Below are 11,230 nucleotides of genomic sequence, written 5' to 3'. Positions count from 1 at the left end.
GGACCCCACGGACGGGGGCACTCATGAAGGTCATGGCACAGATGGCGATGGTCATGAACCTCGACAAGTGCATCGGGTGTCACACGTGCTCGGTGACCTGTAAACAGACCTGGACCAACCGTTCCGGAACCGAGTACGTCTGGTTCAACAACGTGGAGACCCGTCCGGGTCAGGGGTACCCCCGCACCTACGAGGATCAGGACAAGTGGCGCGGCGGCTGGATCAGGGACAAGAAGGGCAGGATTCGGCTGCGCGACGGCGGCCGCCTCCACAAGCTCAGCCGGATCTTCTCCAACCCCAAGATGCCGTCGATCGACGACTACTACGAACCGTGGACGTACGACTACGAGACCCTCACCAACGCCCCTGCGGGGGAGAACATCCCGGTGGCGCGACCGCGCAGTCTCCTCAGCGGCGAACCGATGAAAGTGGAGTGGTCGGCCAACTGGGACGACAACCTGGCGGGCTCGCCCGAGATCGTTCCGGACGACCCGATCCTGGCTAAGATCAACGAAGAGGTCAAGACGTCGCTCGAAGAGACGTTCATGTTCTACCTGCCCCGGATCTGCGAGCACTGCCTCAACCCGTCGTGTGTCGCGTCGTGCCCGTCCGGAGCGATCTACAAGCGCTCGGAGGACGGCATCGTCCTCGTCGACCAGGACCGGTGCCGCGGCTGGCGGATGTGCATCTCCGGATGCCCGTACAAGAAGGTCTATTTCAATCACAAGACCGGCAAAGCCGAGAAGTGCACGTTCTGTTATCCCCGCATCGAGGTCGGGCTACCGACGGTGTGTGCCGAAACCTGCGTCGGGCGTCTGCGCTACATCGGGCTGGTGTTCTACGACGCCGACCGGGTGCTCGACGCGGCGGCGGTGGAGAACGAACAGGATCTCTACGAAGCCCAGCGTCAGGTCCTGCTCGACCCCCACGATCCGGAGGTCATCGCGGGGGCCCGGGCCGAAGGGATTTCCGACGACTGGATCGCCGGCGCACAGAAGTCACCGATCTACTCGCTGATCAACGTCTACAAGGTCGCGCTGCCCTTGCATCCGGAGTACCGGACCATGCCGATGGTCTGGTACGTGCCGCCGCTGTCGCCGGTCGTCGACGCGGTCAGCCGCGACGGTCACGACGGGGAAGATCTCGGAAACCTGTTCGGAGCACTCGAGTCGTTGCGCATTCCCATCCGCTACCTCGCGGAGCTGTTCACAGCGGGGGACACCGCGTCCGTGGAAGCCGTCCTGCAACGGCTCGCCGCGATGCGGTCGTATATGCGCGACATCAACCTCGGTCGCGACACCCAGCCGCATATCCCGGAGTCCGTGGGCATGACGGAGGAGCAGATCTACGAGATGTACCGGTTGCTCGCCCTCGCCAAGTACGAAGAGCGCTACGTGATCCCGACGGCCTATGCGACCGAAGGACACAAGCTCGAGGAATCCGCCACGGACTGCTCTCTGTCGTTCGACGGTGGACCGGGAATGTACGAGTCCGGGCCCTTCGGTGAGTCGAGCGGCGGACCCGTCCCGGTCGCGGTGGAAACGTTCCACGCGCTCGCAGAGCGACAGACCACGGAAGGCCTCGCGGTCAACGAGCGCGAGCCCTCCCGCGTCAATCTGCTGAACTGGGACGGCAAAGGAGCGCCCACGGGTCTGTTCCCGGGTGCCTGGCCCGGCGACGGCGAGGAGCGGCGGTGACATTGTTCCGGCGGGCGTCACGCCGAGAGGATCCCGCTCGCCGGTTGCAGACCCGGCTCGTCCACCAGGCGGCCTCGTTGCTGCTGGCGTATCCGGACGAGCAGATGGCGGAGCGTCTCGACACCGTCGAGGCACTCGTCGACCACATCGACGAGCCCGCGCGCGGCCGGCTCACCCGGACCGCCGCGTACCTGCGTCGTAGCAGCCTGCTCGATGCGGCCCAGGCGTATGTCGACACGTTCGACCTGCGTCGGCGCTCGACGATGTACCTGACCTACTGGACCGCGGGAGACACACGCAACCGGGGATCGGAAATCCACGCGTTCGTGCAGACCTATCGGGAGGCGGGCGCCGAACCTCCGGTCGGCGAGGCGCCCGACCACCTCCCGGTGGTCCTCGAGTTCGCGGCCACCGTCGCACCCGAGGCGGGAGAACGGCTGCTCGTCGCGCACCGGGTACCGATCGACGTCCTGCATCGCGCGCTGGTCGGCGACGATTCGCCGTACGCGGACACCGTCGCCGCGGTGTGCGCCACGCTGCCTCCTGTGGACGAGGCCCAGGAACAACGGGCCCGCCGGCTGATGCACGCCGGACCTCCGGCCGAGGCGATCGGCCTGCAGCCGTTCACCCTGACCGTTCCGCCACGCCGGGACGCCCACGACCGACGAGAAGGGCCGTAAACGATGAGCGCGGGTGCAATCTTCTGGGACATCGTGCCGTACGTGACACTCGCGATCCTGATCGTCGGCACGTGGTGGCGGTACCGATACGACAAGTTCGGCTGGACCACCCGCTCGTCACAGCTCTACGAGAGCAGGCTGCTGCGCATCGGCAGTCCGCTGTTCCATTTCGGCATTCTGGTGGTGATCATCGGCCACGTCATCGGCTTGCTGATCCCGAAACAGTGGACGTACGCGATAGGGATCAGCCAGCACGCGTACCACGTCCAAGCTCTCGTGCTCGGGACCATCGCCGGCGCCGCGACCCTCATCGGGGTGTGCCTGCTCATCTACCGCCGGCGTACCAACGGCCCGGTGTACTCCGCGACCACCCTCAACGACAAGGTCATGTACGTAGTCCTGGTCGCCGCGATCGTCGCGGGTCTCGCCACCACCCTCATGGGCGCGGGAGTGGTCGGCGAACACAATTACCGCGACACCGTATCGCCGTGGTTCCGGTCCATCTGGATCCTGCAGCCACGCGGCGAACTCCTCGTCGAGGCGCCGGTGTCGTTCCAGATCCACACCCTGATCGGTCTGGTGCTGTTCGCGATCTGGCCGTTCACCCGGCTCGTCCACGCATTCAGCGCACCGGTGGGATATCTGTTCCGCCCGTACATCGTCTACCGGAGCAGGGGAGAGGCGCGAGAGGGTCAGCTGGTCGGCTCCCAGCCCCGGCGCCGCGGTTGGTGACCGTCGCCGGATCCGCCCGCGCATGTATCGTGTGATGTTCCGTTCCCGGACGTATGTGCCGGACCCCGACCGCAGGACCGTAGAACTCACACATGGCTCCCACCCGGCACGTTTCTCCTTCCGATACCGCTTCCGCCCCCGCAGTGGATTCCGGCGTTCGCCGCACCGTTCTGCCCGGAGGCGTGCGAGTGGTCACCGAGCACGTGCCGGGCGTGCGATCGGCGGCGGTCGGCGTGTGGGTCGGAATCGGCTCCCGCGACGAACAACCGTCCGTCGCCGGCGCGGCACACTTTCTCGAGCACCTGCTGTTCAAATCCACCCCGACGCGCACGGCCCTCGACATCGCGGAGCTCATCGACGGGGCGGGCGGCGAACTCAACGCGTTCACCAGCAAGGAACACACCTGCTACTACGCGCACGTCCTCGACGACGATCTTCCGCTCGCAGTCGACGTCGTCGCCGACGTGGTGTTACGGGGCCGGTGCCGCAGCGCCGACGTGGACGTCGAACGGCAGGTCGTCCTCGAGGAGATCTCGATGCGCGACGACGATCCCGAGGATCTCCTCGGTGACTCCTTCCTGACCGCGCTGTACGGAGATCACCCCATCGGCCGTCCCATCATCGGTTCCGTCGACTCCATCGAGGCGATGACCCGCGCTCAGCTGCACTCCTTCCACGTGCGCAGGTACACCCCGCAGCGGATGGTCGTCGCGGTCGCCGGCAACGTCGACCACGAGCACACCGTCGAACTCGTCCGCCGCGCCTTCGCCGGGCACCTGGACGGCACAGGCGGGCCGGTGCCGCGCCGGGAAGGCCGGCTCGAACTGCGCACCACACCCACCCTGAGCATCACCGAGCACGACGGCGAGCAGTCGCACCTCTCGCTCGGCGTTCGTTCCTTCGGCCGGCACGACGACCGCCGCTGGGCACTGTCGGTGCTCAACGCCGCGATCGGCGGCGGGTTGAGCTCACGGTTGTTCCAGGAGGTGCGCGAGAAGCGGGGTCTGGCGTACTCCGTCTACTCCGGTATCGACACCTTCGCCGACACCGGCGCGTTCTCCGTGTACGCCGGGTGCCAGCCCGAGAATCTCTCCGAGGTCGCGGCCGTGATCCGCGAGGTGCTCGGCGCCGTCGCGAAGGACGGCATCACCGACGCGGAATGCGCTCGCGCCAAAGGCTCGTTGCGCGGTGGTCTGGTCCTCGGTCTCGAAGACACCGGGGCGCGGATGCACCGCATCGGACGCAGCGAGCTGAACTACGGCCGGCACTGGAGCCTCACCGAGACCCTCGAGCGCATCGCGACCGTGTCGTCGGAACAGGTGCGTGAGGTCGCAGCCGAACTACTGCACCGTCCGTTCGCGGCCGCGGTGGTCGGGCCGTACCGGCGCCCGCGGGATCTCCCCGCCGCGGTGCGCGACATCGTCGGCTGACCCTGTTCCGCCTGCCGGTCACCTGCGCCGTCGCGGTGACCACCCGTGCAGACCACAACCCCGGTTGCGTACGCTTTCCTCGGAAAGACGTGACGGGAAGGTCGTGGACGGCAAAGTGAACGCAGCAGCAGTTCGGGTGGGTGTGCTCGGGGCCAAGGGCAAAGTCGGCCAGGCCATCTGCGCGGCAGTCGAGGCGGCCCCCGACCTCGAACTCGTCGCAGCGGTGGACCGAGGCGACAGCCTCGACGACTTCGTGACCTCCGGCACGCAGGTCGTCGTGGATTTCACGCACCCCGACGTGGTCATGGGCAACCTGCAGTTCCTGATCGACCACGGCATCCACGCCGTCGTGGGCACCACCGGCTTCGACGACGACCGCCTCGCGCAGGTCCGCAGCCGCCTCGCCGATCAGCCCGGCGTCGGTGTGCTCATCGCTCCCAACTTCGCGATCGGCGCGGTGCTGTCGATGCGCTTCGCGCAGGCCGCCGCCCGATTCTTCGACTCCGTCGAGGTCATCGAACTGCATCATCCCAACAAGGCCGATGCGCCGTCCGGCACCGCCTACCGCACCGCGGAACTCATCGCCGAGGCACGTGCCGCCGCAGGCGTGGGACGCAGCCCCGATGCCACGACCACCGAACTCGACGGTGCGCGCGGCGCCGACGTCGACGGGGTGCGGGTGCACTCGGTGCGTCTCGCCGGGCTGGTCGCGCACCAGGAGGTGTTGCTGGGAACCCAGGGTGAGACGCTGACGATCCGCCACGATTCCATCGACCGTTCCTCGTTCGCACCGGGCGTACTCCTCGCAGTCCGCGAGATCGCTTCCCGTCCCGGCCTGACGCTGGGCATCGACCCCCTCCTCGACCTGTGAAAAAAGATCTCGTCAAGGTCCTCGTACCGATCGCGTTCATCGTCGCCGCGCTCGCCTTCTACTTCGTGTTGCTCGGCAGCCGCGGAGTCGAACTCGTCCGGTCCGGCGGCGTCGCCGCGGTCGGGCTGGGTATCGGCGTGTTGCTGCTCCCGCTCGTCGGAGTCTGGATCGTGTACGCCAGTCTGCGTGCGGGCTGGCAGCACCAGCAGCTTGCGCAGCGCATCCACGAGGAAGGTCTCGAACTCGATGTCACCGACCTTCCGCGACGGCCGTCCGGAAAGATCGACCGCGACGCGGCGGACGCCCTGTTCGAGACCGTCAAACGGGAATGGGAAGCCGATCCCGACAATTGGCGGAACTCCTACCGGCTGGCGCGCGCCTACGACTATGCGGGCGACCGGGGCCGTGCCCGCGAGACGATGCGCCGGGCGGTTGCCCTCGAAAAAGCAGAACGCGACAGCACGACGTAGCGGGCGCGGTATCGCGGCTCGGCCAACGTCCCCGTCGTAGTCTTCGCCTGTGACCGAACAACCCGAACGAACCGACGCCACGGACCGGACGCTGCTCGTCGTCCACCACACGCCGTCTCCGGCGACGCGCGAGCTGCTCGAAGCGGTGCTGGCGGGGGCGAACGACCCCGACATCGACGGGGTGACGGTGCGTGTGGTGCCCGCCCTCGGCGCGACCGTCCCGGACGTGCTTGCGGCCGACGGTTACCTGTTCGGTACTCCCGCGAACTTCGGATACATGTCGGGCGCGCTCAAACACTTCTTCGACACCGTGTACTACCCGTGTCTGGACGCCGTTGCGGGCCGCCCGTACGGCATGTGGGTCCGCGGCAACCCCCGCCCCCCCCCCCGGGGGGGGGGGGGCCGGCGGTGCGCAAACTGGTCACGGGGATGGGGCTGACGCAGGTGGCTGCCGACCTGGAGATCACCGGACCGATCGACGCGCAGGTCCGCGAACGCTGTTACGAGCTCGGTGGGACGGTTGCGGTGACTCTGGCCGACAGGAGTGAGGGCTGCCCGCGTCAGCGGTAGTTCTCCTCGACGAACTTCGTCAGGCCTTTGCCGGCTGTCTCGATCGCCGTCTTCTCGGCGCGCCGGACGAGGAACCCGGGGACCGGAATCTTCGGATCGATGGTCAGGCTGAAACCGACCTCGGTCGCTCCGCCCGACGGTGTGAGTGTGTAGGCACCGTCCTGCTGGTTCTGCTGCGTGCTCTCGACGAGCGTCCAGGACATCGACCGGTCGCCGTCCCAGGTGTAGTCGACGACCTGCTCGTCGGTGAGTCCGATGACCGAGACGGTCATGCGCACCCGGTGCGGGCGGCCGTCCGGGTAGGTGGACTCGACAACGACCTTCTTGTGCGTCGACGACCACTCGGGCAACCGGTCCACCGCTGCGATAGCCGCCATCACCTGCTCCGGTGTCGCCTTGATCTCGAAGCTTCTGGTGCTGCTCACGGCCATCGGTTCGGTGTCCTCTCGTTCCCGCGTTCGGTGCGTCGGGAATCTACCGCACGGGAGGGGTTTTCAGGCCGTATCGCCGTCTTCGTCCTCTCGGGGAGCCGGCGCCGGGGGAGCGGTGGGTGTGGTGCCTTGCCGGCGCCACTCTTCGGCGCGCTTCTGATACCGCTTCTGATCCTTCAGTGCGCCCTGCACGGCCTGCGCCACCCAGGAGTTGAGCGAGACACCGCTCTGCGCGGCCGCTTCCTCGGCGCGGGATTTGATCTGTTCGACGAGACGCAGGGTGACCCGGCTGATGTCTCCGGTCATCTCCTCGAAGGTCTGCGACGGCGAGTCGGTGTGCGGCGTGGCATCGCTGCGCACATCCACGACGGCTTCCGTGCCGTCGAGCCGAACCGTGACGGTGTGGTCGTCCAACTGCTTGCTGATTTCCCCGGCCATATCCGACAGCGCACTGAGAACGGCCAGCCGGGCCGGCGCGGCGAGAGCGGCGGAGAGGGCCGCTGCGGTACGGCGGGTCTGTTCGTCGCCGAGTTCGGCGGCGTTGACGACGGCGTCGGTGATCGCCGCGGTATAGGTGTCGATGTTCATGCCGTCAGTGTGACGCCATGCGTGACATCAGTCAACAGGCCTATGACGCCACGAGTGCTGTCGTGGTGGCGTCATCGAGGTGGCGGTGAGCGCGCGGAGGCTCCGGGTCGCTAGGGTGCGATCACGCACCGGGAGGAGACGCGCATGATTCCCGAACCCGCAAACCTGAAGGTCAGGCTCGTCGCAAAGACCGAATTCCTGCCGCCGGACGACATCCCTTGGGAAACCGACGCCGACGGAGGGGAAGCGCTCGCCGAGTTCGCCGGACGTGCGTGTTATCAGAGCTGGTCGAAGCCGAACCCGCGGACCGCGACCAACACCGGATATCTGCGGCACCTGCTGACCGTGGGCCACCTGTCGGTACTCGAGCACGCCTCGGTCACCTTCTACATCACCGGAATCTCCCGTTCGTGCACCCACGAACTGATCCGGCATCGGCACTTCTCGTTCTCCCAGCTGTCCCAGCGTTTCGTCGCGGACGGCGATGCTCCGGTCGTCGTTCCTCCCGCGATCGCGGGCGATCCTCATCTCGAGGAACTGTTCTTCGCCGCCACCCGGCGCAGCCGCGAGGCGTACGTGGAACTGCTCGACGCACTCGACGAGAAGATGGCGCATCTGCCTCCCGGGCCCCTGCGGGCGAAGCAGGTGCGGGAAGCGGCGCGAGCGGTGCTCCCCAACGCCACCGAGACCCGCATCGTGGTCACCGGCAACTACCGGTCGTGGCGGCACTTCATCGCGATGCGCGCGACCGAGCACGCCGATGTGGAAATCCGGCGGCTCGCCGTCGAATGCCTGCGGCAACTCACCGATGCGGCGCCGAACGCGTTCTCCGACTTCACGATCACGGCGTTGCCCGACGGCAGCGAAATCGCCGCTCCCACCTTTGCCGCAGACCGCTGACCCACCCGGCGGAGGCGGGCGTGTGTCGGACCTGTATCCCCACGCGGTAGCCTTCTGACCATGACCAACGGTGAATCCGCAACTGCTGTCGAGCTCCCGTTCGGCACCGTCGCCACTGCGATGGTGACCCCGTTCACTGCCGACGGCAAGCTCGACGTGGACGCGGGTGTGCGTCTTGCGAACTACCTCGTCGAGGGTGGCTGCGACGCGCTGGTACTCGCCGGTACCACCGGCGAGTCGCCTACCACCACCGAGAACGAGAAGCTCGAACTGATGCGGGCTGTTCTCGCTTCTGTCGGCGATCGCGCGAAGATTATCGCCGGTGCCGGAAGCAACGACACCGCGCACAGCGCCGAACTCGCCCGCGATGCCGCGCGCGCCGGCGCGCACGGCCTGCTGGTCGTGACCCCGTATTACTCCCGGCCGCCGCAGGCCGGTCTCTACGCGCACTTCGTGGCGGTGGCCGATGCCACCGACCTTCCCGTCATGCTCTACGACATTCCGCCACGCTCTGTGGTGCCCATCGAAACGGACACGCTGCGGTTGCTCGCCGAGCACCCGCGGATCGTGGCCGTGAAGGATGCGAAGGGTGACCTCAATGCGGGAGCCGAACTGATCGGCACGACCGATCTGAAGTTCTACTCCGGTGACGACCCGCTGAACCTGCCGTGGTTGTCGGTGGGTGCTGTGGGATTCGTGAGTGTCATCGGTCATCTCGTGCCCGGCCGGTTGCGCGAACTGCACACCGCCTTCGAAGCAGGCGATCTCGAACTGGCCCGCACGATCAATCTGTCCATGGTGCCGATCTACCGCGCGGTCGCTCGACTCGGTGGTGTCAGCGCTTCCAAAGCAGGGCTGAGACTGCTGGGTATCGATGTCGGCGAGCCGCGCCTTCCGCAGGTCGCACCGGTATCGGCCCAGATCGACGCCCTCGCGGCCGATCTTCAAGCAGCAGGGGTTCTGTAAATGAGTCGTCCCACCAGTAGTCGTGGCCGCGCCACCCGTAACGCCGGCCCGCCGGCGTCGCGGCCGCAGCGCCGCATCGTCCAGAACTCGGCATCGGCGCAGCGTCCCGACCCGCGTCCGCCGGTCGATCCCACCGCACGCCTCGGGACCCCTCCCAAGGCGCCCAAGAACGGTCTGCGGATCGTCGCTCTCGGCGGCATCGGCGAAATCGGCCGCAACATGACCGTCTTCGAGCACCAGGGCCGTCTGCTGATCGTGGACTGTGGCGTGCTCTTCCCGGAAGACCAGCAGCCGGGCGTCGACCTGATCCTTCCGGACTTCCGGCACATCGAGAACCGGATGGACGACGTCGAGGCGATCGTTCTCACCCACGGTCACGAAGACCACATCGGTGCCGTCCCGTTCCTGCTGCGTCTGCGTCCCGACATCCCGGTCGTCGGCTCGAAGTTCACTCTCGCGCTTGTTGCTGCGAAGTGCCGCGAGCACCGGCAACGGCCCCGCCTCGTCGAGGTCACCGAGGGCGAACGCACCGATCACGGCCCGTTCGAGTGCGAGTACTTCGCCGTCAACCACTCGATTCCCGATGCACTCGCGGTCGCGATCCGGACGTCGGCCGGTCTCGTGCTGCACACCGGTGACATCAAGCTCGACCAGTTGCCGCTCGACAACCGGCTGACCGACCTGGCCGGGTTCTCCCGACTGGGCGACGAAGGTGTCGACCTCTTCCTCGTCGACTCCACGAACGCCGAGGTCCCCGGATTCGTCACCCCCGAACGCGAGATCGGCGGGGTGCTCGACAACGTCATCGGCAAGGCCAACAACCGGGTCATCGTGGCGTCGTTCGCGAGCCACGTGCACCGGATCCAGCAGGTCGTCGACGTCGCACACCGCTACAACCGTCGGGTCGCCTTCGTCGGGCGCTCCATGGTGCGCAACATGCAGATCGCGCAGGACCTGGGGTATCTCCACGTTCCCGACGGCGTCGAGGTCGATCTGAACGCCGCGGCGTCGTTGCCCGACAACCGGGTCGTTCTGGTGTCCACCGGCTCGCAGGGTGAGCCGCTGTCGGCCTTGTCGCGCATGGCGCGCGGGGAACACCGCCAGATCAACATCCGCGCCGACGACCTCGTAGTGCTCGCGTCGTCGCTGATCCCCGGCAACGAGAACTCCGTGTTCGCCGTGGTCAACGGTCTCGCCAAGCGCGGCGCGACGGTCGTGACGCAGCAGAACGCGAAGGTGCACGTGTCCGGCCACGCGTCCGCGGGCGAACTGCTGTATCTGTACAACGCGGTGCGGCCGACGAACGCGATGCCGGTTCACGGCGAATGGCGGCACCTGCGCGCCAACGCCGCACTGGCCGAAGCCACAGGCGTGCCCAAGGAACGAATCGTCCTCGCCGAGGACGGCGTCGTCGTCGATATGGTCGACGGTCTCGCCGAGATCGTGGGCCGCGTTCCGGTGGGCTACGTGTACGTCGACGGATTGTCGGTCGGCGATGTCGGCGAATCGACACTGTCGGACCGTCTCGTCCTCGGCGAAGGTGGATTCATTTCCATCTCGGTCGCGGTGGACGCGACCACCGGCCGCGCCGTGAGCACACCCGAGGTCTCCGGCCGAGGGTTCTCCGACGACCCGACCGCGCTCACCGAAGCCGCCCAGCTCGTCGACAAGACCCTCAGCGAGCTTGCGGCCGAAGGCGTCACGGAGACGCACCGCATCGCGCAGGGTATCCGGCGCGTAGTGGGCAGGTGGGTGGCCGACACGTACCGCCGTCGCCCCATGATCGTGCCGACCGTCATCGCTGTGTCCTGACATAGTTCGGACCGCCCGACCAGGCATATTCGCGGGGGGCCGGGGGGCGGGCGGGGGGCCGGCCCCGGGGGGGGGGTGTGGGG

At 67.4% G+C, this 11,230-nt stretch carries 11 protein-coding genes and 1 pseudogene; 10 read left to right on the top strand and 2 right to left on the bottom strand.

Going from position 1 to position 11,230, the window contains the following annotated elements; genetic code table 11:
- The first annotated feature begins 23 nt into the window (after positions 1–23).
- From narH to TVH25_RS11650, 7 genes and pseudogenes are all read left to right on the top strand, one after another.
- Positions 24–1,697 (top strand): nitrate reductase subunit beta, encoded by a 1,674-nt coding sequence (narH, locus tag TVH25_RS11680; RefSeq protein WP_169652403.1) that lies wholly within the window; start codon positions 24–26, stop codon positions 1,695–1,697.
- Entirely contained in the window at positions 1,694–2,377 is a 684-nt protein-coding gene (narJ, locus tag TVH25_RS11675) for a nitrate reductase molybdenum cofactor assembly chaperone (protein ID WP_422424216.1), read from the top strand. The genes narH and narJ overlap by 4 nt, the downstream gene beginning before the upstream one ends.
- 3 nt (positions 2,378–2,380) lie before the next feature.
- Positions 2,381–3,109, top strand: coding sequence for a respiratory nitrate reductase subunit gamma (narI, locus tag TVH25_RS11670; protein ID WP_169620608.1), 729 nt, complete (start codon positions 2,381–2,383; stop codon positions 3,107–3,109).
- Positions 3,110–3,201: 92 nt separating this feature from the next.
- Complete coding sequence (locus tag TVH25_RS11665) at positions 3,202–4,539, top strand: M16 family metallopeptidase (protein ID WP_296550885.1); 1,338 nt, start codon at positions 3,202–3,204, stop codon at positions 4,537–4,539.
- 115 nt (positions 4,540–4,654) lie between these two features.
- Positions 4,655–5,410: a 4-hydroxy-tetrahydrodipicolinate reductase gene (gene dapB / locus TVH25_RS11660; protein WP_422424219.1), complete on the top strand. Its 756-nt coding sequence runs from the start codon at positions 4,655–4,657 to the stop codon at positions 5,408–5,410.
- On the top strand, positions 5,407–5,880 hold the full coding sequence (locus TVH25_RS11655; protein WP_169620611.1) for a hypothetical protein: 474 nt from the start codon (positions 5,407–5,409) through the stop codon (positions 5,878–5,880). Before dapB ends, TVH25_RS11655 begins: the two co-directional genes overlap by 4 nt.
- 49 nt (positions 5,881–5,929) lie before the next feature.
- Positions 5,930–6,450, top strand: a pseudogene (locus tag TVH25_RS11650) (flavodoxin family protein).
- On the opposite strand, the gene TVH25_RS11645 reads toward TVH25_RS11650, so the two are convergent.
- A complete protein-coding gene (locus tag TVH25_RS11645; protein ID WP_296550888.1) occupies positions 6,441–6,881 on the bottom strand; it encodes an SRPBCC family protein in 441 nt (146 codons plus the stop codon). The pseudogene TVH25_RS11650 and the gene TVH25_RS11645 sit on opposite strands and share 10 nt — an antisense overlap.
- A gap of 63 nt (positions 6,882–6,944) precedes the next feature.
- Positions 6,945–7,469: a toxin-antitoxin system HicB family antitoxin gene (locus TVH25_RS11640; protein ID WP_169620614.1), complete on the bottom strand. Its 525-nt coding sequence runs from the start codon at positions 7,467–7,469 to the stop codon at positions 6,945–6,947.
- Between the two features lie 144 nt (positions 7,470–7,613).
- On the opposite strand from TVH25_RS11640, the gene thyX reads away from it, so the two are divergent.
- Genes thyX through TVH25_RS11625 form a run of 3 tightly spaced genes read left to right on the top strand, consistent with a single transcriptional unit; the run spans position 7,614 to position 11,147 of the window.
- On the top strand, positions 7,614–8,369 hold the full coding sequence (thyX, locus tag TVH25_RS11635) for an FAD-dependent thymidylate synthase (protein ID WP_296550889.1): 756 nt from the start codon (positions 7,614–7,616) through the stop codon (positions 8,367–8,369).
- A 60-nt stretch (positions 8,370–8,429) separates the two neighbouring features.
- Positions 8,430–9,335, top strand: coding sequence for a 4-hydroxy-tetrahydrodipicolinate synthase (gene dapA / locus TVH25_RS11630; RefSeq protein ID WP_169620616.1), 906 nt, complete (start codon positions 8,430–8,432; stop codon positions 9,333–9,335).
- The gene (locus TVH25_RS11625; RefSeq protein WP_169620617.1) at positions 9,336–11,147 is read left to right on the top strand and encodes a ribonuclease J; all 1,812 of its coding nucleotides are present in this window, start codon (positions 9,336–9,338) and stop codon (positions 11,145–11,147) included. It begins immediately after the preceding gene.
- The last annotated feature ends 83 nt before the right edge of the window (positions 11,148–11,230 follow it).

It is taken from the genome of Rhodococcus sp. 7Tela_A2 (assembly GCF_049311045.1).
In the GTDB taxonomy this organism is placed as follows: Bacteria; Actinomycetota; Actinomycetes; order Mycobacteriales; family Mycobacteriaceae; genus Rhodococcus.
The sequence above is the reverse complement of the archived record's forward strand: the minus strand, read 5'-3'. Positions and strand labels throughout refer to the sequence as shown.